Raw genomic sequence first — 24,866 nt, forward strand, 5'->3', positions numbered from 1 at the left:
AATGATGATTTTCCTTCACTGTACTCTGTACTCTGTCATCTGTTCTCTGTTTAAAACATTCCTTTCTTAACACAGTTAGTAAGTCCATCATTTTTCATTATTTCGATCATGAAATCTGGAAATGGCTGTGCCGTGTATTCTTTGTTTAAAGTAAGGTTTTTAATTTTTCCTTCTATGAAATCAACTTCAAGCTTATCTCCTGTGCTTGCATCATCTACTGCTTCTTCACATTCAAGTATTGGAAAACCTATATTTACTGCATTTCTATAAAATATTCTCGCAAAGCTTTTAGCTATTACACAGGATACTCCTGCAGCCTTTATACATATCGGAGCATGTTCTCTAGATGAACCACATCCAAAGTTCTTTTCAGCTACAACTATGTCCCCTTTTTTTAGTTTCTTTAAGAAATCCACATCTAAGTCTTCCATGCAGTGTTTTGCAAGTTCAGCTGGATCTGATGTGTTTAAATATCTTGCTGGAATTATAACATCTGTATCTATATTATCTCCATATTTTAAAACGCTTCCTTGTGCTTTCATTTATAATACCTCCTCTGGTGATACTATTTTTCCTGCTATTGCTGAAGCTGCCGCTACTGCTGGGCTAGCAAGATATACTTCGCTCTTAGGATGTCCCATTCTTCCTACGAAGTTTCTATTTGTAGTTGATACTGCTCTTTCACCTTCTGCAAGTATTCCCATATGGCCTCCAAGGCAAGGTCCACATGTTGGAGTACTTACAACTCCGCCTGCCTCTATAAATGTTCTTACAAGCCCTTCTTCCATAGCTTCAAGATAGATGTTTTGTGTTCCTGGGAATACTATTAGTCTTATTCCTTTTTTAACCTTTTTACCCTTAAGTATTGACGCAGCAACTCTAAGGTCACTCATTCTTCCATTTGTACATGAACCAATTACTACTTGATCGATTTCTACCTCTCCTGCTTCATCTACAGTTTTTGTATTTTCAGGAAGGTGTGGAAAAGCAACTGTTGGCTTTATAGTACTCAAGTCAATTTCTATAACCTTGCTATACTCAGCGTCTTCATCTGCTTCAAATTTCTTTAATTCTCTATCTGTTCTGCCTTCATGTATTCAACTGTCTTTTCATCTACAGGGAAAATTCCATTTTTAGCTCCTGCTTCAATGGCCATATTTGCAACTGTAAATCTATCATCTATAGATAAATTTGCTACCCCTTCGCCCGTAAATTCCATTGATTTATAAAGTGCACCATCAACACCTATCATTCCTATTATGTGGAGTATTAAATCTTTTCCTGAAACCCACTTATTAAACTTGCCCTTTAAGACAAATTTTATTGCTTCTGGAACTTTAAACCATGCTTTTCCAGTAGCCATTCCAACTGCCATATCCGTACTTCCTACTCCTGTTGAGAACACACCAAGTGCTCCATAAGTACATGTATGTGAATCTGCACCTATAATTACATCCCCTGGTACTGCCAAACCTTTTTCCGGTATAAGTGCATGTTCTATTCCCATTTCACCTATTTCAAAGTAATTTTTTATTTCTTTACTTCTTGCAAACTCTCTTATCATCTTACAATGTTCTGCTGATTTTATATCCTTATTAGGTGTAAAGTGATCTGGAACTATTGCAATTTTATTTTTATCAAAAACTTTCTTAATATCCATTGTTTTAAAAGCCTTAACTGCTACAGGTGTTGTTACGTCATTACCTAACACAAGGTCAAGCTTTGCAGTTATAAGCTGTCCGGCTTCAACATAGTCAAGTCCTGCATGAGCAGCAAGTATCTTTTGTGTCATTGTCATAGGTTTTTTCATTTTAATTCTCCTCCTTATTAGATCGTATTAATTTATATTCTACGGAATCTACTAATGCAATCCAGCTTGCTTCTATTATGTCATATGATACTCCTACTGTAGTCCACGTTGAAACCCCATCTGTAGACTCAATAAGTACTCTTACTTTTGCACTTGTTGCCTTATTTCCGCTTATTACTCTAACTTTATAATCTCTCAAGTAAACATTCGATAAATCCTTGTAAAAAACTTCGAGTGCTTTTCTAAGGGCATTATCAAGGGCATTTACTGGTCCCTTTCCATCTGCTGCTGTAATTTCTAAAACTCCATTTACTTTTATCTTTACCATAGCTGTGGCACTGTGGTCTGTAGTACTTGGTTTATCAATTATAACTTTATATTCTATAAGTTCAAAGGATGGTTTGAATTTTCCAAGTTCTTTTCTAACCAATAGTTCAAAACTTCCCTCAGCACCTTCAAACTGATATCCTGCATATTCTAATTCCTTTAATTTTTTCATTATTGATTTGGTTTCTTCAGAATTCTTATTGAGACTAGGATTTAACTTTTTTTATAGCAGAAAGTATTGTTCCTCTGCCTGCAACCTCAGACATTAATATTTTTCTTTCATTTCCTACTTTGTATGGTGATATATGCTCAAATGATATAGGATTCTTTTTAACAGCATCTATATGCATACCACCTTTATGCGCAAAAGCGCAATTTCCAACATACGGTTCTCTATCCTCTGGTATCACATTGCTTACTTCACATATATAATTATAAGTTGGCGTTAAATACTCCAGTTTTTCATCTGGTAAAGCCCTATAATTAAGCTTTAATTGTAAATTTGCTATTATTGTTGAAAGATTTGCATTTCCGCATCTCTCTCCAAAACCGGTAAAAGTTCCTTGTACATGTTTAATTCCATTTTGAACTCCAACAACAGAATTTGCTACGGCCATACCACAATCGTTATGACAGTGTATACCTAAATTTTCAAACCCAAGTTCTGCAACTAAATATTTCGAAATTTCCTGAATTTCATTTGGAAGAGTTCCTCCATTCGTATCACAAAGAACAATCCACTTTGCTCCTGCCTCTTTAGCTGCATAAATTACTTTTAAGGCATACTCCCTATTATGTTTAAATCCATCAAAAAAATGTTCTGCATCAAATATAACTTCTTTCCTGAGTTTAACAAGATATTTTATACTTTCTGTTATCATATTTAAGTTTTCTTCTAGTGATGTCTTTATTATATCGACAACATGAAAATCCCACGCTTTTCCAAATATGCATATAACCTTAGCTTCGCTATTTATTAAATCATTAAGATTTTTATCTTCTTCTACCTTTAAATCCGGCCTTCTTGTGCTTCCAAATGCACATATTTTAGCATGCTTAAATTCATAACTTTTTATCTCACTAAAAAAAATTCTCTATCTTTTGGATTTGAATTTGGATTTCCAGCTTCAATATAATCTACGCCTAATTCATCCAGCTTTTTTGCAATCTTTATTTTATCTATAACACTAAATGAAATTCCCTGTGCTTGTGAGCCATCTCTAAGTACTATCAAAAATATAAACTTTCTTATCCATATTTCACCCTTCTAACCTTTTTAATGAATTTGCATAAATTAACCTATTTAAGAACAAAACTTGTATATCTTCAAAGACATACAAGTTTTGAAACAGTTACTTTCTCATCCAAGACATCATTTTTCTAAGTTCAGCTCCAACTTTTTCAATTTGGTGTTCCGCATGTGCTTTCTTTGAAGCATTAAAATACGGTCTACCAATTTGATTTTCAAGAAGCCAATTTCTTGCAAATGTGCCGTTCTGTATATCTTTCAAAACTGATTTCATTGCCTTTTTAGTATCTTCAGTTATAATCTTTTCACCTGTAATGTAATCTCCATATTCAGCGGTGTCACTTATTGAATATCTCATTAAGTTAAGTCCGCCCTGGTTAATTAAATCAACTATTAATTTCATTTCGTGACAACATTCAAAATATGCCATTTCTGGTTGATATCCTGCTTCTACCAAAGTTTCAAAACCGGCCTGAATAAGTGCTGTAACTCCTCCACATAAAACAGCTTGCTCTCCAAACAAATCAGTTTCAGTTTCTTCTTTAAATGAAGTTTCTATAACTCCGGCTCTTGCTCCTCCTATTCCTAATGCATAAGCGAGAGCAACTTCTTTAGCTTGACCTGTAGCATTTTGATGAATTGCTATAAGACATGGAACTCCGTGTCCTTCTAAAAATTGACTTCTTACGGTATGACCAGGTCCTTTAGGAGCAATTAAGAATACATCAACATCTGATGGTGGAACTATCTGTCCAAAATGTATTGCAAAACCATGTGCAAATACTAATGCTTTTCCTGCTGCAAGATTAGGTTCAATGCTTTCTTTGTAAAGCTTAGCCTGTTTTTCATCGTTTATTAAAATCATTATAATGTCAGCTTCCTTAGCTGCTTCTGCGGAAGTTTTTACTGTTAAACCTGCAGCTTCTGCCTTAGCCCATGATTTACTTCCTTCATATAAGCCAACTACAACATCTACACCGCTTTCATGTAAATTAAGTGCATGTGCATGTCCTTGACTTCCGTAACCTATTACAGCAACTTTCTTACCTTTCAAATAATCAAGATTACAATCTTGTTCATAATATACTTTTGCCATTGTAAAGCCCCCTAAATATTTTATTATTTATATTTTATATTGATTTTATACCTCTTTGTATAGCTATGAAGCCACTACTTACTACTTCTATTATTCCATATGGATTCAAAAGCTCTTTAAATGCCTCAATTTTATTGCTGTCACCCGTTATCTCTATTGTCAATGTTTCATTTGTTACATCTACTACAGCTGCTCTAAAGATATTTACACAGTTTAGAATCTCCTGCCTTGCAGCCCCTTTTGCAGTCACTTTTATGAACATTATAGTTTTGCACACTGCTTCCGAATCATTTAAGAGTATAACTTTGTGTACGTCTTCTAATTTTTTAATTTGTTTAATTAACTGCCCCACTTCTTCTTCATCATTCATTTTAGAAATCAAAGTAAGTCTTGATACTTTTTCATTTTCTGTAACGCCTGCTGTAACACTTTCAAGATTATAACCCCTCCTATTAAAGAGCTCACATACTCTTGTAAGTACACCAGGATTATTATCTACAAGTACTGATAATACATAAGGATTCAATGCTATCACCTCTTGCCTGTAAGATATGTTTTCTAAGAATTTACCATCTAGCAAGTTAATTGTCAACGATTTGGAGAGTTTTTGCAATATATTAGTTTTTTGATTTCATTTTTAACATAATACAAAAAAGTGGTATATGTATTTAATACTTTATCAATTTATAGTGTACAGTGTGCAGTTCTCAATTAAGGAATATTTTTCTCCGATTCTCTACGGAAAATAAAAATTTAGGGACAACACATAGATTTATTTTTTATATAAAGCTATGTGTTGTCCCTATACTCTTAATTCAAGATTTTCTGTAATCCAATGAAGAAAAATCAACATTAACTATGCACTGCAAATTGTACTTTATGAACCCTATTTATATTTCCATCTTACTCCAGCCTTAGTATCCTCAAGTACTATGCCTCTAGCACTTAAATCATCCCTTATTTTATCTGCAAGCTTAAAATCCTTATTTTTTCTTGCTTCTTGTCTCTTTTGAATTAATTCTTCTACTTCATCCTCAATAGTCTTCTTAGTAGTCTTCTGTAAAATTCCAAGAGGCCTTCCTAAATTCCTTATAGTATCAAGTGCATATCTTATCAATTCTTTTGATGAATTAATATTGATGTTAATATTTACATCTTTAATTAACTCAAATATAACCGATATAGCATCTGCTGTATTAAAATCGTCATCCATTCTGCTTTCAAACTTTTCTTTATATTCATCTATTACTTTAATATATTTTGATTCTTCATCAGTTACCTTTTCATTCTTTACCTCATCATATAAACTTTCCAAATTTGAAATTGAATTATACAATCTTTCCATAGAAAGCTTTGCGGAATTTAATAATTCTTTAGTAAAATTAAGTGGTGTTCTATATTGTGCTGATAATAAAAACATCCTAACAACTTCAGCATCATATTCTTCCAAAATCTCTCTAGTTGTAAAAAAGTTTTTAAGTGATTTTGACATTTTTTTATTATTTATATTTAAGTATGCTGAATGCATCCAGTAATTAGCAAATTTTTTTCCACTTCTTGCTTCACTTTGAGCTATCTCATTTTCATGATGTGGGAAAAACCAAATCCATCCCACCTGCATGTATATCTATAGTCTCTCCCAAAAGCTTAGATGACATGCATGAGCATTCTATATGCCAACCAGGTCTTCCCTCACCCCATGGACTTTCCCATGCTGGTTCTCCTGGTTTTTTATTTTTCCATAAAGCAAAATCCATCGGATCTTGCTTTCTTTCATCTACACCTATTCTAGCTCCTGATTGAAGATCCTCAAGATTTTGTCCCGAAAGTTTTCCATACCCTTTGAAGGATTTTGTATTAAAATACACATCTCCATCAACTTCATAGGCGTATCCCCTTTCAATCAAATCACTTATAAATCTTATTATTTCCTGCACAAATTCGGTTGCTCTTGGATTGCAAGTGGCTCTCTCTATATGAAGTGCATCTGCATCTTTGTAATATTCTCCTATAAATCTTTCTCCCAATTCTTTAAGTGTAGTTCCTTCTTCATTCGCTCTCTTTATTAGTTTGTCATCTATATCTGTAAAATTTTGAATATAAGAAACTTTATATCCTTTATACTCAAGATATCTTCTTACAGTATCAAATACAACAAAAGTTCTAGCATTCCCTATATGAAAGAAGTCATATACCGTAGGACCGCATACATACATCTTGACCTCGCCTGGTGTAATAGGTACAAACTTTTCTTTTTGCCGTGTCATTGTATTAAATATTTTCATTTTTTTCCTCCTTTTTTATTTGTAATTTAAACCTATACTACTCAACTATAGATAAGCGAGCTAACAGGTTAAAACTGGTAATACGAAATTTATCCTGTTAAATTCGAATTTGCAAGGATAAACTTGGAATTTTTAAGTTTCATGTTATCTATCTTTATTTAAGTTCTTGTTTCACTTTTTCTATCAACGAATCCAATGCTACCTCTTCCACATTGTCATTTTTTCTAAGTTTAAATTCAACTATTCCATCGCCTATTTTCTTTCCAACTGTAATTCTCACAGGTATCCCTATCAAATCGGCATCTTTAAATTTAACGCCTGCTCTTTCGTTTCTATCATCAAGTAATACTTCTATTCCTAAAGCTCTTATTTCATTATATATCTTTTCTGCCGTCTTCATTTGTTCTTCATTTTTAAACACAGCTGGAATAACAATAACCTTATATGGTGCTACTGACATTGGCCAAACTATTCCATTTTCATCATGATGCTGCTCTATAACAGCCGCCATAGTTCTATTTATTCCAATTCCATAGCATCCCATAATAAGAGGCTTATTTTCTCCATTTTCGTCTACAAAATATGCTCCCATTGATTCAGAATACTTAGTTCCCAGTTTAAATATATGTCCTACCTCTATACCTCTTGCTATAGTAAGTTCCTTTCCGCATTTAGGACATTTTTCTCCTTCTACTGCATTCCTAAAATCCCCAACAGTTCCTTCAAAATCTCTGCCATAGTTTACATTTGAAAAATGATATCCTGTTTCATTCGCTCCAACAATAAAATTATACATAAATGTAACTTCGTTATCCACAAATAGATAATCTACTTTAATGCCTATTGGTCCTGCAAACCCTACTGCTGCCCCTGTAACAGTTTTAACTGTTTTTTCATCTGCAAGTTCAAATTCAACTGGAGCTCCAACTGCATTCTTTACTTTTGTTTCATTTACTTCTCTGTCTCCTCTAACCATTACTGCAACAACTTTATCATCTGCTTTATATATTATTGTCTTTACGAATCCTTTTGAATCAGTATTAAAAAATTTAACTAGATCGTCTATTGTTTTAGCATGTGGTGTTTCTACTTTTGATAAATCTTTAAGCTCCTCCTCCTGTTCCTTTTCTGGAGTACATGGTGCTTTTTCAATGTTAGCTGCATAATCACATTCTTTGCAAAATGCAACTTCATCTTCACCAATTTCTGATTTAACCATGAATTCTGCTGAACCTGATCCCCCCATTGCACCTGAATCTGCTGCTACAGCCTTGCACTCAACGTTACATCTTTTAAATATTTTAGTGTAAGCTTCGTACATTTTATCATAGGATACATCCAAACCTTCATAATCCTTATCAAAGCTATATGCATCTTTCATTACAAATTCTCTTGAACGAATCATTCCAAATCTTGGTCTTCTCTCATCTCTATATTTAGTTTGAATCTGATATAGATTAACTGGGAGTTGTTTGTATGATTTTATTTCATTTCGAGCCAAATCAGTAAAAACTTCTTCATGAGTTGGTCCAAGGCAAAACTCTCTTTCATTTCTATCATTTAATTTAAACATCTCAGGTCCAAAAACTTCCCATCTTCCAGACTCTTTCCAAAGCTCTGAAGGTAAAAGAGCAGATGCTAAAAATTCTTGTGCTCCTGCATTATTCATTTCTTCTCTTACTATATTCTCAATATTTTTAATACTTTAAGTCCAAGGGCATATAATTATATACTCCTGAAGCCATCTTTCTTATCATACCCGATCTAAGCATAAGCTTATGGCTTTCTATTTCTGCTTCTGCTGGGGTCTCCCTTAAAGTTAGCATTAACATATTTGACATTTTCATTATAGTAACTCCTCCTACAAACTTTTTATTTATGTATATATTTTCAAATTACCTGCAAGCTTTAAATTACTTGAAATATTTTGATAACACTTAAATCAGTGCACAATTTACCAATATAAAAAACTCCCCCTAAAGATTAGGGCGAGTTTTCGCGGTACCACCTAAATTTGTACTCATTAAGATAACGGTTTTCCCGGTATTTTATAGTGAAATCAGCTCAACTACCAAAATCAATTTGCACCATAATGCTCAGAAGATAGCATTTTGGTACAAATTAATTTTGAAGTTTCACAATGTTTTCACTTTTATAGATAAACCGTTTCAACTATTAAAATTTATGTGCACCATAATGCCTAGAAGACGGCATTTTGGTACAAATAAATTTTAAGTTTCAAGGTGGTTTATCTTTATACAACTCCAAAGTAGGTTCGAAACTAAGTTGAAAATCTTTCAGCCATGGACTTTCTCTCTGAATATATTTTTAAGCTTCTACTAGTCTTTATCACAGTTTTTTATATTATTTTTTCTTAATTTAAAATTATACCTTTTAACACAATCTGTGTCAATATGCTAATATTATAGTGAAACTACATAATCTCTAATAGCCAGAATTCGCAAGTTTTTCAGCAGAATATAAATCTTCTGGAGTAGTTATCTTAATATTGTTGTAACTACCACCATAAAGATAAACTTTATTTGATAACGTTTCAAAAAGCATAGTATCATCTGTCGCAGTTATATTATTCTCTTTAGCATATAGATGTGCTTTTAAAATTTCTTCATATCTAAAGCACTGAGGAGTTTGAACACAAAACAATTTGCTCCTATCAATGGTTCTCTCTGAAAATCCATCCATACTTCTAACCTTTATTGTATCTTTTGGCGTCATTCCACAAGCTGCACCACCATAAATCTTAGCATATTCTATTCCTTCATCTATTATCCTATTATCTACAAAAGGTCTAGCCCCATCATGTATAAGAACAATATCACTTCCCTTTGCAGCCATAAGACCATTTAAAACAGAATCTTGTCTTTCCTTACCTCCACAAACAATCTTTTTCACCTTGCTAAAATTATATTTGTAAACTATTTCATTTCTACAGAAATCTATTTCATCCGGAGCCGCTACAATTATAATTTCATCAATAGATGAATTTTTTTGGAATTTATCTATCGTATACGATAAAATTGGTTTATTTTTCAGAAGAATAAACTGCTTGTTTATACCTGCCTTCATCCTTTTTCCTTTTCCTGCAGCCATGATAATTGCACAATTCATTGATTTATTACCCCTTAATCTAATTTTCTATTCTTTACGTTTCGCAAATATCATTCTTCCTGCTGCGGTTTGAAGTACAGATGTAACAGTTACTTCAAGTGTTTCTCCTATATGTTTCTTACCGCCCTCAACAACTATCATTGTACCGTCATCAAGATAAGCAATTCCTTGTCCAGATTCCTTGCCATCCTTAACAATCTGAATTACCATTTCCTCTCCTGGAAGAACTACTGGTTTAATTGCATTAGCTAATTCATTTATATTGAGCACTGGGACACCTTGAAATTCTGCTACTTTGTTTAAGTTATAATCATTTGTAATTACCTTTCCATTTAAAACCTGAGCTAACTTTAAAAGTTTAGCATCAACTTCCTCTATATCCGGGAAATCTTTTTCGTACATTTCAACATTGATGCTTAATTCCTTCTGAATTTTATTTAATATGTCAAGGCCTCTTCGTCCTCTATTTCTTTTTAAGGCATCTGAAGAATCTGCTATATGTCTCAATTCTTGAAGAACAAAATTAGGGATAATAAGAGTTCCCTCAATAAATCCTGTTTGGCATATATCAAATATTCGTCCATCTATTATAACTGAGGTATCCAATACCTTAGGAGTACCTTTTGAAATTACCTTTGATTTTTTTTCTTTTGATAAACCTGTTCTTTTAAGACTATAAAAAAAAGCTATAAGTTCTTCTCTCTTTTTTATAGTAATATCTGCAAATATAACAGCTGTAATAATATCTACAACAATAGATATTATCGACCATAACACAGAAATTCTAGAAAAAACACTTAGTACAAGTGAAGAAATTATAAGTCCTATTATTCCTCCAACCGTACCAAATAACATCTCAGTTCCTGGAACCTTTTGAATATTATTTTCTATATAATCCATAAGCTTTATTATAAGAGAATTAATCCATGGAGATATTATAAAAAATATAATACCAAAAACCAGTACACAAAAAACTAAAAATAATACCTTGTAAACAGTATTAGTGCTCATGTAATTAATTTGCGAAAAATATTTTCCCTTTAAAACTGCAGCACCTATAAGATACCCTACAATTAAACCTATAAGTGTAAAAAGTCCTCTTAATATCTTTTTTACCACCACATGACACCTCCTTTATTAATTATTACCTATTTTGGTAAATTTAAATCTTTTTTTGTAAAAAATATCTTATTTTAAATATACTCTAAACAGTGCTCATTTTCAACATCAAAATATGTTTATATTAATAATTCAAAGCATCTTTTGCATTTATTTCATTTTATATCCCCCTAGTAAATTAATCATAATTGATTTATTATATATCTTGTGGTAAACATTTTCATATTCACATAGCATCTACGTTACATTTAGTCCTAATTTATATTATTGACAAAATCATCTAAATGATTTTATAATTATTTTGTAGGCATGTGGAAAAATCTTTATAAGGAGATGAAGCCTAGTGAAAGATGTAATTTTTTGATGATTTTCAAAACTCTGTAAATGAATCCTTGTTAAGACATAGAAGTTTACTTGACATAATGACAAAACTTCAAGAATCTCAGGCAAGAATCAATAGAGCCGTGGCCAAGTCTGCAACTAACTGCGGATGTATAGAAATTCAAGCAAAAAAAGTTCATCTGCCAAAAGACTTTAACATTGAAGACATTGAAATTTTAAACAAGAACTCAAAATCAAGCATAAAAGGTAATTTATGTGAAAATTGCAGAGATATTATTGAAGGGGAGATAGGCAATAACCTATTTTATTTAGCTGCACTTTGCAATTCTCTTGATATAAATTTATATGACATTATGCTAAAGGAATACAATAAGATTGATACCCTTGGAAAATATACATTTAGATAAAATTATATTGAATTTAATATGTAATAAGTTATAAATTAAGGTTATTTCCAAAAATAACCTTAGTTATATAACTTATCACCTTAACCTTTATAATTAATTATCTAATATAAACTGCTCTCTTAATCTTCTAAGTCCATTTTTTATGGCTTTTGCTCTAGCCTCTCCTATTCCTTCTACTTTATCAAGTTCTTCATAGGATGCCTCCATTATTCTCTTTAATCCTTTAAAATGCTTAACCATATTTTCAATTACATTAACCGGTATTCTAGGTATTTTACTAGTCATTCTATATCCTTTAGGTGATATTAGTGTATCAACAAGAGGTACTCCATTATACCCTAAAACTTTTGATATAGATTCAAGTTCTAAAAAGTCCTGTGATGACATGTTTTGAATTTGTTTATAAATATCATTGTACTCTACACCATCCTTACAATAATCTCTTATTATAAAGATACCATCTTGCTCCACATTTCTAATTAATTCGATTAGCTGCATTGAAATAAGTCTACCTTCATTTCCAAGCTCACATATATACCTTTCAATTTCAGTAACAACTCTCATTACCATCTCTGTTCTCTGTACTGCTGTTACAACATCAAGTAGTGTTACCAAATCCTGAACTTCTAATAAATTCAAATTATTAACAACTCTTTCCAATACAGAAACGTATTTTCCAAGCGTCTGCAATGCTTGATTAGCTCTGGCAAGTATAATACTGCTGTCCCTAAGTGCATATTTTATATCACCTTTATAAATTGTAATTACATTTCTTCTCTGAGAAATAGCAACAACAATAGCTCCTGTTTGCTTTGCAACCCTTTGTGCCGTTCTATGTCTCGTACCTGTTTCAAATGTTGGAATGGAAGAATCCGGTATAAGTTGCACATTAGCACTTAATATTCTCTTGAGATCGCTACTTAAAACAATAGCTCCATCCATTTTAGCAAGTTCATATATATACGATGAACTATACTCCGAATTTATTTTAAACCCACCATCCATGAGTTTTAATACCTGTTCATTATCGCTTAAAACTACAAGTCCTCCTGTTTTTGCTCTCAATATATTTTCAAGTCCTTCTCTTAATGCAGTACCAGGCGCCATAATTTTAAGAATATCTAAAAAGTTCTTTGTCTTTTTTTAATCTTGCATTACTCACAAATCATCACCCTTAAAAAACTTTATTTATTGCCTCTTTCAATGAAGAGATTCCTATACCATTTATAGTATTGTTTTTTTCAACATTTCTTTTAGGTACAAGTATATTTTGGAATCCCATTTTATCAGCTTCATTTATAAGTCTATCGCAAAATGAAATAGGTCTCACTTCTCCAGTAAGTCCAACTTCTCCAACTGCAATAGTTTTATTCAACTTAATAGGTATTCCTTTAGCACTAGAAATTAATGCAAGTGCTATACCTAAGTCTCCATATGTTCCTTCGATATTAAGCCCACCTACAACATTAACATATACATCTGAATTGTAAAAGGGTATTTTTAATTTTTTTTCAAGAACAGCCAATATTAAATTTAACCTTGAGGTATCTACCCCTACGGCAGTTCTTCTTGGCATAACCGCATTTGTTTTAGAAACTAATGCTTGAACTTCCACAAGTATCGGTCTACTTCCTTCCATGATTCCTATTACTATAGAACCTTCTTGATTGAAATTAGTTTCTTCAAGAAAAACGCTGGACGGATTGTATATTTCACCGAGACCACTTTCAAGCATTTCAAATACACCGATCTCGCTAGTAGTTCCAAATCTATTTTTTATAGTCCTAAGTATTCTAAATTCCTCTGTTCTCTCTCCTTCAAAAGATAAAACTGTATCCACTATATGCTCTAAAACCCTTGGTCCTGCAAGCTCTCCCTGCTTTGTAACATGAGCTACGATAAAAAATGGAATATTGCCCGTCTTGGCTATTCTCATAATATCATTTGCACATTCTCTAACCTGTGATACACTTCCCGGGGCAGATGTCAACGTAGATTTATATAAAGTTTGTATAGAATCAACTATTACAAATATTGGCTTAACGCTTTCTACTTGAGCTTCTATAGTTTCCATATTTGTCTCTGACAGTATGTATAAATTAGGTGAAACTACATTCAACCTATCAGCTCTCATTTTTATCTGCTCTTCTGATTCTTCGCCTGAAATATATAAAACTTTACCATGTTTTTCTGCTATTCCTTGACAAGCTTGAAGAAGAAGAGTCGATTTACCTATTCCAGGTGCTCCAGATATTAATGTTATGGAGCCTCTAACAAGTCCTCCCCCTAATACTCTATTAAGTTCATTTATATTAGTATTATATCTTTCATATTCTCCCGATTTTATATTAATTATACATTTGGGTGTGTTTTTTAAATTTAAATTTTTTCTGGCTTTCTTTCTTCTTTTTCTTCTTCAACAAAACTATTCCAACTGTCGCACGCGGGACATTTCCCAAGCCATTTTAGTGATTCATATCCGCATTTCTGACATATGAAAAAGCTCTTATTTTTTGCCATACTTATCACCTCTCTTTTACCTACTTATAATTATAACCTATTTAACATATATTTTTATAGTGATTTCTCCATATTATATTAGTATAACTTTTAACAGTTAACTTATATAATCTCACGGTGCCTTCGATATTCTAAAAAATAACCATCTCAAAATTAAATCAATAATATCGTTTTGAGATGGCTAAAACTAATATTCTAATTTTAGGTTTTGTTCAAATAAGTATTGCTCTTTAATCTTATTTAAAGCAAAGCTTCCTTAATCTTATCAATATTTCTTTAAACATAGTACCTTTAACTATTTTGCTTGCTATAGGTGAATTTTTTATTTTCATCCACTCCAACAAGTATATTGTCTTCCTTGCTAATTTCACCTTTTAATATAGCTTCTGATATTTCATCTTCAACTGTCTTCATTATAGTTCTTCTAAGAGGTCTTGCTCCATATGTTGGATCAAAGCCCTGTTTAGCAAGTAAATTTTGCGCAGCATCGTTAAAGTGTATTTTTATATTCTGCTCTTCTAACCTTTTTTCAACAGAATTAAGCATAAGTTTTACTATCTGTCTTAAATCTTTTTCTTCAAGCTGGTGGAATACAATTATATCATCTATTCTATTTAAAAATTCTGGTCTAAATGATCTCTTTAATTCCTCCATTATATTTTCCTTCATCTTGTCATACTGTTCTTTTTCTTCACCTTTTGAAGTTGAAAATCCCATAGTTTTTTGCTTCTTTATAGTTGATGCTCCAACATTTGAAGTCATTATTACAATAGTATTTTTGAAATCTACAGTTTTTCCCTTACCGTCAGTTAATCTTCCATCTTCTAATATTTGAAGAAGAATGTTAAATACATCTGGATGTGCTTTTTCTATTTCATCGAATAAAACTACTGAATATGGTTTTCTACGTACTTTTTCTGTAAGTTGACCACCTTCATCATATCCAACATATCCTGGAGGCGATCCTACAAGTCTTGATACCGTATGCTTTTCCATGTATTCAGACATATCTATTCTAATTATGCTATTTTCATCACCAAACATGGCTTCTGCAAGTGCTTTTGAAAGCTCAGTTTTTCCAACTCCTGTAGGTCCCAAAAATATAAATGAACCTATTGGCCTTTTTGGATCTTTAAGTCCAACTCTTGCTCTTCTAACAGCTCTTGACACTGATTCTACGGCTTCATTCTGACCAACTACTCTTTTATGAAGTATTTCCTCAAGTTTTAAAAGTCTTTCTGCTTCTTTTTCCGTGAGCTTCTCAACAGGAATATTAGTCCATTTTGCTACAACAGTGGCTATTTGTTTTTCTCCAACAATATGACTATTAACATCATTTTTAGTCTGCCAGTTTTTCTTTAAATCGTCAATTTTTGCTCTTAATTCTTTTTCTTTATCTCTCAGCTTAGCTGCTTTTTCAAAATCCTGCTGTCTTATAGAATCTGCCTTTTCTTTAGTGGCCTTTTCAAGCTCTTCCTCTTGGCTCTTTAAATCTGGCGGTGCTGTGAGATTTTGTATTCTAACTCTTGCTCCAGCTTCATCAATTAAATCTATAGCTTTATCTGGAAGATATCTATCTGTAATATATCTATCTGAAAGATTTACAGCTGCCTCTATTGCCTCATCTGTAATTTTTACTCTATGATGAGCTTCATACTTATCTCTGAGACCTTTTAATATTTGTATAGCCTCTTCTTTAGTTGGCTCTCCAACAGTTAATGGCTGGAATCTTCTTTCTAACGCTACATCCTTTTCTATATACTTTCTATACTCATCAATAGTAGTTGCACCTATACATTGTATTTCGCCTCTTGCAAGAGAAGGTTTTAAAATATTTGATGCATCTATTGCGCCTTCCGCTCCTCCTGCTCCAATTATAGTATGAATTTCATCAATAAATAGTATAACATTTTTTGCTTTTGTTATTTCTTCCATTACCTTTTTAAGTCTTTCTTCAAATTCTCCTCTATATTTAGAACCCGCAACCATTGAAGACATATCTAAGGTAACAACCCTCTTATTTTTGAGTATCTCTGGTATATTCCCAGAAACTATTTTTTCAGCCAATCCTTCTGCAATAGCAGTTTTACCAACTCCAGGATCACCTATTAAGCATGGATTATTTTTAGTCCTTCTACATAAAATTTCAAGTATTCTTTGGGTTTCTTGATCTCTTCCTATAACAGGATCTAATTTACCTTCTGCAGCCATTTGAGTAAGATCTCTTCCGAACTTATCCAAAGTAGGTGTATCATGGGATTCCTTAGTCGAAGCTTTAGGACTATCCGCTGCTGCTTCTCCTGTTAGGCTATCCAAAATTTCTTTTCTAAGTCTTTCAAAATCCACACCTAAATTAGCTAAAATAGTAAACGCAACACCTTCTCCTTCTCTTATTAATGCAAGAAGTATATGCTCTGGAGTTATATAGTTATGATTTAAATTTCTAGCTTCTAATAAGCTTAATTCTAAAAGTCTCTTAGTTCTAGGTGTAAGTGGAATTTCATTTCTATATAACTCCATATCACCTTTCCCCTCATATTCTTCTACAAGCTGTTTTACATTTTGCATTGCTACTCCAGCATTATTTAAAATATCTTTTGCCTTACCTTCCTCACGTAGAATTCCTAGCAATATATGCTCAGTTCCAACATAGCCATGTTGAAAACCTTGAGCTTCTTCTTGAGCAAAGTATATTATTTTCTGTGCTCTATCAGAAAATCTTCCAAACATCATATTTATTCACCTACCTTAAACTATTTTTAACATAATCTGCCCGCATTATGTCTTCTTCTTTATCAGATAAATTTTTGTTGTAAATCCTTTTAAGACTAGCAGTTTGGGCGTTAATAAGAAGTGTATCTAGTTTTCCAATATCAATATCCTTTATAATACCCATTTCAACTCCCATTCTAACCGAAGATATTAATTTTAAAAATTCGTCTTTATCTAGGATCACCGCATTCTTTAATATTGCTAATGACCTATATATTTTATCCTCAAGTTCATATTTATAATTTTTCATAATCTGTTCCCTAGACAATTTTTCTTGATTTAATATTTGATTCACTACAGCATTTAAATTAGATATTATATCAATTTCACTTATGCCAAGTGTAATTTGATTTGATATTTGATATAAATCTCCTAAAGCTCTAGAACCTTCTCCAAACATTCCCCTTATAGTTATTCCTATTTGAGTTAAAACATTTAGTACTCCGTTCATCTCATTATTCATAGATAATGCAGGTAGATGAACCATAACTGATGCCCTCATTCCTGTACCTAAATTGGTTGGGCATGCTGTTAAATACCCAAGTTTTTCATCGAAGGCATAATCAACACTCTTTTCTAAAATATCATCTATTTTATTTAACTCATCATATACATTCATTAAATTAAATCCACTAGATATTCCTTGAAGTCTTACATGATCTTCTTCATTTAACATTATGCTTACGGTTTCATTTTCATTTATTATGAATGCTGATTTATTTTTATTTTCTATAAGCTTTCTACTTATTAAATGTCTCTCAAGATATTCTATATTTGAATTCTTGTCATTTTGCCACAAATATATGCATTTAAATTTTTCTTTTATATTTTCATCACTCAAAAACTTACTGCTAACACTATCTACGATTTGCTTGCCTTGTTCATCTGACAGTTTGTCAGGAAAAGGAATTTTTCTTAAATTTCTTGCAAATCTTATTCGACTTGATAATACAGCTCCTTTATCTTTATTACTACTATTAATCCAATTATCCATACTACTTTTCATCTCCCTTAGGCGGATTGATTGCTCTAAGTTCATCCCTTAACTTTGCAGCTTTTTCATATTCCTCTGCTGCAACTGCCTTTTTGAGTTCTGCCTTTAGTTCATTGATCCTATTTCTCTTAATTATCTTTTTTCCAGACTCTTTAGGTATCTTACCATTATGAACCACATTTCCCTGAACTCTACTTATAACAGGTTCTATCATTGAGCTAAAATTATTATAGCATTCGCTGCATCCAAGAAGTCCGCTTTCCTTAAACTCACTATAAGTTGTTCCACAATTTTCACAAGTAATCTCTGATGATTGCATATTAGGATAATCTGTTCCAATATAGTCCATGATTCCACTTAGAATGTTTTGAAATGAAAAAGGTGATATAAACTCCATATCTGAATTAATATCTAAGCCTTCTACTTCCTTTGCACATTTTTCACATACATGAAGCTCCTTTTTTTCTCCATTGACTATTTTTTTAATATGAACATTAGCTTGATTTTTATGACATACTTCACACAGCATATTAACACATCCTTTCACACACACCGGGTTTTGGCAAGCCCACTATTCTTCTTAAACCCATAAAAATTTGTTTATAATAACAAAATTAATACTGCTGATTTTAAAATTTCAGCTCTAACTTTGTTTCTATTTTCTACAATATCGCATAAGGTTCTATCATTTATAGAACTTTTTTATTATATTACTCTCTCTTTCAGTTATAATATCCATATCCAGCATTACTTTTATAATTCCAAGTGCAGAATTATATGTTATACTATTTCCGATTTTCTCTATCATAGCATCAACAAGCGACTTCTTATCTTGATAATCTACCTTCCTTATCTTAATACATCCTCCACCACCCCTTCTACTTTCTATATAATATCCTCTATCTGTAGTAAATCTAGTGGTTAAAACATAATTTATCTGAGATGGGGCACAACTAAAATGATTAGCTAATTCATTTCTCTGTATTTCAAGTTCATTTTTGTCAGCCTCATTTAACATATCATTTAAAAAAGCTTCTATAATATCCGATAGTCTCATAGCGAGCTCTCCTTCTTTTACCTTTGACTTTCTTTGACCTTATTATATAATATTATTTTTAAAAATGCAAGCATACAAAGCAACAATATTTTGGAGCGTTAAATAAAATTAATAAATCTAAGGGATAAATTGCTCCTTCAATATTATTGCTTCGCTTAATAAGAAATCAAAAAATATTTTTCTTCTATATGTTTGCGTGATTTTTGCTTTCTAAGAGTGCCAATGCAACAGCGCCTATCACTCCTGCATCTGTTCCAAGTCCAGCTGGAACTATGTTGCAAGATTCTGCTATAGCCTTAAATGCTCTTCTATTTACAACCTCTTTAACCTTATTAAAAACAATATCTCCTGCTTTACTAACTCCACCACCTATTATTACCATTTCAGGATCAAAAGTATTTACAATGTTTGCTATACATATTCCAAGATAATTCAAGCATTTATCAATTATATCAGCAGAAACTTTGTCTCCTTTCTTAGCTTCAACGAATACTTCATAAGATGTAACTTTTTCATAATTAGTTAATGATGTTTTTGCACCACTTTCTATAGCTTCTTTTGCTCTTTTAGCTATAGCCGTTCCAGATGCGAGTGCTTCTGTGCATCCATAATTTCCACAATTACATCTAGGGCCATCCTCCACTAAGGTTGTATGTCCTATTTCTAAAGCATTACTAGTATTTCCTCTATATATATCACCATTAATTATCGCTCCGCCACCAACACCAGTACTTACTGTAACGAAAACCATATTTTTAGTTCCTTTACCTGCACCAAAAATATATTCTCCTATAGCTGCTACATTTGCATCATTATCTAAATAAGTATGTATGCCAAATTTATTTTCAATAGGTTCAACAAGTGCAAAATTTTCAAAAGGCAAATTAGGTGTTGTTATTATTATGCCTTTTTTAGCATCTAATGGTCCAGGAGAACCGATTCCTATTGCTTTAATTTCTTTAGAACTTTTATTAGAATCACTCATAATTTTTTCTATTACTTTAAATATTCTATCTAAAACTGCTTCTTCCCCTTCTTCAGCTAAAGTAGGAGTTGTGTATTGTGATAAAATATCACCTTGTAAATTTGAAACAGCACCACTTATTTTAGTACCTCCCAAATCTATTCCTATAACATAATTCTTGTCCATATTACTTCCTCCAGATAAAATCAAAATTTTAATCTTATTATATCACATAATTAATCACAGTTTAAACGATTTTATTACTTATAATTTAAGTTGTAATTCTCTACCCATTACTTATCTCTATATGCTTCAATGTAATATTTGCCATTACAATCTATATCTAAATTATTTATATTAAATTTATTATCTATCAACATTCTACATATTATATCTATGTTTCTTTTGTCACTTTTTTCTATCATAATTGTAAACTTGTCGTTTTTATTAATGAACTCCATATAATCATGTATGCTACTGTAATCACCTAACTTAACACCACCATTTATATCTAAATGATATTCTGCCATAAATTTCTCTCCTTAATTTATATTGTCGTTAGTTAGTGTTTACAATTAATACTGAAAATATGTATAAGCAAAAAGCCAATATACCAAAGTATATCAGCCTTAATTTTCATATAAAGTTCAAAAAATAAAATGGCTCCGCGAAAAGGATTCGAACCTTCAACCTATCGGTTAACAGCCGAGTGCTCCACCGTTGAGCTATCGCGGAATATTCTTCAATAATCAGATATATATGATATAATATTAAATTGACGTTTTATAAAATTTTATATTATATGTTTAATAGGAGGAAATATGAGTAATAAATTTTATATAGAAACATGGGGTTGTCAAATGAATGCTGAAGACTCCGAAAAACTTTCAGGAATGCTAAAGAAACTCGATTACACTAGTACTGATAATAAAAATGAAGCTGATCTTATTATATTTAATACCTGCTGTGTTAGAGAAAATGCTGAGCTTAAGGTTTTTGGAAATCTAGGAGTTTTGAGAAAGCTTAAAGCAAAAAATCCAGATTTAATAATAACGGTATGCGGCTGCATGATGCAGGAAAACAAAATGGCTGAGGATATAAAAAAGAGATTTCCTTTTGTAGATATAATAATGGGAACTCATAATATTCAAATGTTCCCTTCATATTTAAAAGAAGTTAAGGAAAATAGAAAGTCAGTACTTGAAATATGGGATAAAGAAGAAGATATAATAGAAGGTCTTCCAATTGACAGAGATAGTGAAATAAAAGCTTTCGTAACTATTATGTATGGCTGCAATAATTTTTGTACATATTGCATAGTTCCATATGTAAGAGGAAGGGAAAGAAGTAGAAAACCTTCTGATATAGAAAATGAAATCAAAAAACTAGTTGTGGAAGGATACAAGGAAGTAACTCTACTTGGTCAAAACGTAAATTCTTATGGAAAAGGCCTTGAAGAGGAAATTAATTTTGCAGAACTTTTAAGAAGGATAAATAAAATTGAGGGTCTTGAAAGAATAAGATTTATGACATCTCATCCAAAGGATTTAACTGATGATGTTATAAAAGCTGTAGCAGAATGTGATAAAGTATGTGAGCACATACACTTACCTGTTCAATCTGGTTCTTCAGAAATAATGAAAAAAATGAACAGGCATTATGACAGGGATTACTATATGACTTTAATTAAGAAAATAAAAGAACAAATTAAAGATGTAGCCATAACTACAGATATAATAGTTGGTTTTCCTGGAGAAACTGAAAAAGACTTTGAGGATACTTTAAGCTTAGTTGAAGAAGTAGGCTATGATTCAGCATTTACTTTCCTTTATTCAATAAGAGAAGGTACCCCTGCTGCAAACCTTAAAGATCAAATTCCAGAAGATGTAAAACATGAAAGATTCAATAGATTGGTAGAAGTTGTAAATAGAATATGCGCAGAAAAGAACAAGGAATATGAAGGTAAGATTGTACAAATTCTGGTAGAAGGAAAAAGCAAAAATGATGACGGAAAGTTAATGGGAAGAACAAGAACAGGTAAGCTTGTTAACTTTGCAGCTTCAGAGGACAGTATAGGTAAACTTATTAACGTAAAAATAACAAAAGCTCAATCTTTTTCTTTGGTAGGAGAAGAAATTTAATTATTGAGGGATGATATACTTATGGGAATGACTCCTATGATGCAGCAATTTTTAAGTGTAAAAGAAAATTATAAAGACTGCATTCTTTTCTTTAGAATAGGTGACTTTTATGAAATGTTCTTTGAAGATGCTGAAACTGCCTCAAGAGAACTAGAGCTTGTTTTAACAGGAAAGGACTGCGGTCTTAGCAAAAGAGCGCCTATGTGCGGTGTACCTCACCATGCATATGCAATCTATGCGAGTAAATTAATATCAAAAGGATATAAGGTTGCAATAGCAGAGCAGCTTGAAGATCCAGCTTTAACAAAAGGTCTTGTAAAAAGAGATGTAATAAAGGTGCTTACACCTGGAACTTATACAGATTCGTCTTTTCTTGAAGATACTAAAAACAATTATATTATGTCAATTTATATAGAAAAAGATAATGCTTCAATGTGCTTTGCTGATATATCTACTGGAGAATTTAAATGCACTGAAATTAATTATGAGCCTGACTTAATATATAATGAAATATCGAAGTTTTCACCAAAAGAAATATTGATTCAGGATACTATTGATTCAAAATTAATAAAAAATATGAAGGAAAGATTTTTCAGTATCCTATACAGAACTTGAAAATAAGTATTTTAATGAATTTGCAGAAAGTAATTTAAAAGCACAGTTTTCTAATTACAATGAAATAAATATGGATTTGCTGCTTAAAAGCTGTGCTAACGGACTTCTGCGTTATATAATGGACACACAAAAAATAATGCTTACTCATTTAGACGAAATAGAATATTATAATGTCATTGATTTCTTAAGCATAGATTTAAATTCTAGAAGAAATTTGGAACTTACTGAAACTTTAAGGGATAAAAACAAAAAAGGCTCACTATTATGGGTGCTCGATAAAACTAGCACTGCTATGGGAGCAAGGCAGCTTAGAAAATGGGTTGAACAGCCGCTAATAGAGGAAAATAAAATAAAAAATAGGCTTGATGCTGTGGAAGAATTATTACAAAATGTAAATGCACACGAAGATTTAAAGGAAGATTTAAAACAAATATATGATGTAGAAAGACTTGCTGGAAAAATATCATCTAAAAGTGTAAATGCCAAAGAGCTTTTATCGCTTAAAAGTTCTATAGAAAATCTTCCTACTATAAAGCAACTAATGAAACAGTTTAAATCTGAATTTCTAATGAATATGGAAAAAAATCTTGATGATTTAAATGACATATATGTTTTACTAGATTCTGCTATATCCACTACTCCTTCTTTATCTGTAAAAGAGGGTAATATAATAAAAGATGGCTATGATGCTGAAGTAGATGAACTAAGACTTGCAAAAGCTCATGGCAAGGAATGGATAGCTTCTCTTGAAACGAAGGAAAAGGATGAAACAGGAATAAAATCTTTGAAAGTGGGATATAATAAAGTTTTTGGATACTATATAGAGGTAACCAAATCAAATTTGAATCTTGTACCAGAAGGACGATATATAAGGAAACAAACCCTTGCAAATTGTGAACGATATATAACTCCTGAACTTAAAGAAATGGAAGAAAAAATATTAGGTGCAGAAGAAAAACTTGTATCCTTAGAATACGATATTTTTGTAAAAGTACGAGATGAAATAGAAAAACAAATCGACAGAATAAAATTAGCTGCTAAGATTTTATCTAAAATTGACTGCATAAGTTCTTTTGCAGAGGTGGCTCGTGAAAATAACTACTGTAAGCCTGTAATTAAAGATCATGGTGAGATTAAAATAAAAGAGGGAAGACATCCTGTTGTAGAAAAGGTAATACCGCACGGAACTTTTGTTTCTAATGATACAGAAATGGATACAAAAGAAAACATGCTTATGCTTATTACAGGGCCTAATATGGCTGGTAAATCTACATACATGAGACAGGTAGCTCTCATAGTATTAATGGCTCAAATGGGCAGCTTCGTTCCTGCAAGTGAAGCTGAAATATCCATATGTGATAAAATATTTACAAGGATAGGAGCCTCTGATGATCTTGCAGCTGGTAAGAGTACTTTTATGGTAGAAATGTGGGAAGTATCTAATATACTAAAAAATGCTACTAATAAAAGCCTTATACTTTTAGACGAAGTTGGCAGGGGAACCAGTACCTATGATGGACTTAGTATAGCTTGGTCTGTGATAGAATATATATGTGCTAATGAAAAAATGAAGTGCAAAACTCTTTTTGCTACACATTATCATGAACTTACAAAACTTGAAGGAATAATAAACGGTCTCAAAAATTATTCAATAGCTGTAAAAAAAGTTGATGATGACATTATTTTTTTTAAGAAAAATAATAAAGGGTGGAGCAGATGAATCTTATGGAATAGAAGTTGCAAAGATAGCTGGAATTCCTAATGATGTTATTGTTAGAGCAAGAGAAATACTAAAAGAACTTGAGAATAATAACAAAAATGAGGTAGCAGCTGACAAAATTGTAAATAGTCATGATATTGTAAAACCTAAGGTGACAAAAAAAGAACAAAGTAAACTTCAAATTGATTTTAGTGATATAGAGAGAGATAATTTAATTAAAGAATTAAAAAATACTGAAATTCTTGAAATGAACCCTATTGAATGCATGAATAAACTATATGACTTTATAAAAAAGGCTAAAGATATAGATTAAAAATTA

General features: G+C 31.7%; 13 protein-coding genes, 1 tRNA gene and 7 pseudogenes. 3 read left to right on the top strand and 18 right to left on the bottom strand.

The features are described 5' to 3' along the window. Positions 1-50 precede the first annotated feature (50 nt). The 9 genes and pseudogenes from leuD to AGR56_RS09695 all read right to left on the bottom strand — a co-directional run bounded on the left by leuD (position 51) and on the right by AGR56_RS09695 (position 11,015). Positions 51-542, bottom strand: coding sequence for a 3-isopropylmalate dehydratase small subunit (leuD, locus tag AGR56_RS09655; RefSeq protein ID WP_053242085.1), 492 nt, complete (start codon positions 540-542; stop codon positions 51-53). After that, positions 543-1,810, bottom strand: a pseudogene (leuC, locus tag AGR56_RS09660) (3-isopropylmalate dehydratase large subunit). A 1-nt stretch (position 1,811) separates the two neighbouring features. Then, positions 1,812-3,389: pseudogene (gene cimA, locus AGR56_RS09665) on the bottom strand (citramalate synthase). Between the two features lie 100 nt (positions 3,390-3,489). Next, positions 3,490-4,482 (bottom strand): ketol-acid reductoisomerase, encoded by a 993-nt coding sequence (gene ilvC / locus AGR56_RS09670; protein WP_053242086.1) that lies wholly within the window; start codon positions 4,480-4,482, stop codon positions 3,490-3,492. Positions 4,483-4,516: 34 nt separating this feature from the next. Next, the gene (gene ilvN / locus AGR56_RS09675; protein WP_231017322.1) at positions 4,517-5,017 is read right to left on the bottom strand and encodes an acetolactate synthase small subunit; all 501 of its coding nucleotides are present in this window, start codon (positions 5,015-5,017) and stop codon (positions 4,517-4,519) included. 351 nt (positions 5,018-5,368) lie between these two features. Further along, positions 5,369-6,767: pseudogene (gene cysS, locus AGR56_RS09680) on the bottom strand (cysteine--tRNA ligase). A gap of 154 nt (positions 6,768-6,921) precedes the next feature. Further along, positions 6,922-8,614, bottom strand: a pseudogene (locus AGR56_RS09685) (proline--tRNA ligase). Between the two features lie 598 nt (positions 8,615-9,212). Continuing rightward, positions 9,213-9,896: a 2-C-methyl-D-erythritol 4-phosphate cytidylyltransferase gene (ispD, locus tag AGR56_RS09690; protein ID WP_053242088.1), complete on the bottom strand. Its 684-nt coding sequence runs from the start codon at positions 9,894-9,896 to the stop codon at positions 9,213-9,215. 27 nt (positions 9,897-9,923) lie between these two features. Further along, the gene (locus AGR56_RS09695; protein WP_053242089.1) at positions 9,924-11,015 is read right to left on the bottom strand and encodes a PIN/TRAM domain-containing protein; all 1,092 of its coding nucleotides are present in this window, start codon (positions 11,013-11,015) and stop codon (positions 9,924-9,926) included. A gap of 392 nt (positions 11,016-11,407) precedes the next feature. Here AGR56_RS09695 and AGR56_RS09700 point away from each other — a divergent pair, with 392 nt between their 5' ends. After that, positions 11,408-11,764, top strand: a complete 357-nt coding sequence (locus AGR56_RS09700; RefSeq protein ID WP_053242090.1) for a hypothetical protein — start codon at positions 11,408-11,410, stop codon at positions 11,762-11,764. A 93-nt stretch (positions 11,765-11,857) separates the two neighbouring features. On the opposite strand, the gene disA is transcribed toward AGR56_RS09700, so the two are convergent. From disA to AGR56_RS09745, 9 genes and pseudogenes are all read right to left on the bottom strand, one after another. Continuing rightward, entirely contained in the window at positions 11,858-12,871 is a 1,014-nt protein-coding gene (gene disA / locus AGR56_RS09705; RefSeq protein ID WP_053242091.1) for a DNA integrity scanning diadenylate cyclase DisA, read from the bottom strand. A 67-nt stretch (positions 12,872-12,938) separates the two neighbouring features. Further along, positions 12,939-14,284: pseudogene (gene radA, locus AGR56_RS09710) on the bottom strand (DNA repair protein RadA). Positions 14,285-14,575: 291 nt separating this feature from the next. Next, positions 14,576-17,017 (bottom strand): ATP-dependent Clp protease ATP-binding subunit, encoded by a 2,442-nt coding sequence (locus AGR56_RS09715; RefSeq protein WP_053242092.1) that lies wholly within the window; start codon positions 17,015-17,017, stop codon positions 14,576-14,578. A gap of 10 nt (positions 17,018-17,027) precedes the next feature. Further along, positions 17,028-18,050: a protein arginine kinase gene (locus tag AGR56_RS09720; protein WP_053242093.1), complete on the bottom strand. Its 1,023-nt coding sequence runs from the start codon at positions 18,048-18,050 to the stop codon at positions 17,028-17,030. 1 nt (position 18,051) lies between these two features. Continuing rightward, on the bottom strand, positions 18,052-18,579 hold the full coding sequence (locus AGR56_RS09725) for a UvrB/UvrC motif-containing protein (protein WP_053242094.1): 528 nt from the start codon (positions 18,577-18,579) through the stop codon (positions 18,052-18,054). Between the two features lie 71 nt (positions 18,580-18,650). Next, positions 18,651-19,107, bottom strand: a pseudogene (locus AGR56_RS09730) (CtsR family transcriptional regulator). A 184-nt stretch (positions 19,108-19,291) separates the two neighbouring features. Continuing rightward, on the bottom strand, positions 19,292-20,257 hold the full coding sequence (locus AGR56_RS09735) for an ROK family protein (protein WP_053242095.1): 966 nt from the start codon (positions 20,255-20,257) through the stop codon (positions 19,292-19,294). 107 nt (positions 20,258-20,364) lie between these two features. Further along, a complete protein-coding gene (locus tag AGR56_RS09740; RefSeq protein WP_053242096.1) occupies positions 20,365-20,601 on the bottom strand; it encodes a hypothetical protein in 237 nt (78 codons plus the stop codon). Positions 20,602-20,731: 130 nt separating this feature from the next. After that, a tRNA-Asn gene (locus AGR56_RS09745) sits at positions 20,732-20,806 on the bottom strand. Positions 20,807-20,892: 86 nt separating this feature from the next. Here AGR56_RS09745 and miaB point away from each other — a divergent pair. Together miaB and mutS are read left to right on the top strand one after the other, a co-directional pair. Next, positions 20,893-22,212: a tRNA (N6-isopentenyl adenosine(37)-C2)-methylthiotransferase MiaB gene (gene miaB / locus AGR56_RS09750; RefSeq protein WP_053242097.1), complete on the top strand. Its 1,320-nt coding sequence runs from the start codon at positions 20,893-20,895 to the stop codon at positions 22,210-22,212. Between the two features lie 21 nt (positions 22,213-22,233). Then, a pseudogene (gene mutS / locus AGR56_RS09755) lies at positions 22,234-24,860 on the top strand (DNA mismatch repair protein MutS). Positions 24,861-24,866 lie beyond the last annotated feature (6 nt).

The sequence above is a fragment of the Clostridium sp. DMHC 10 genome (assembly GCF_001270375.1).
GTDB lineage: Bacteria > Bacillota > Clostridia > Clostridiales > Clostridiaceae > Clostridium_S > Clostridium_S guangxiense.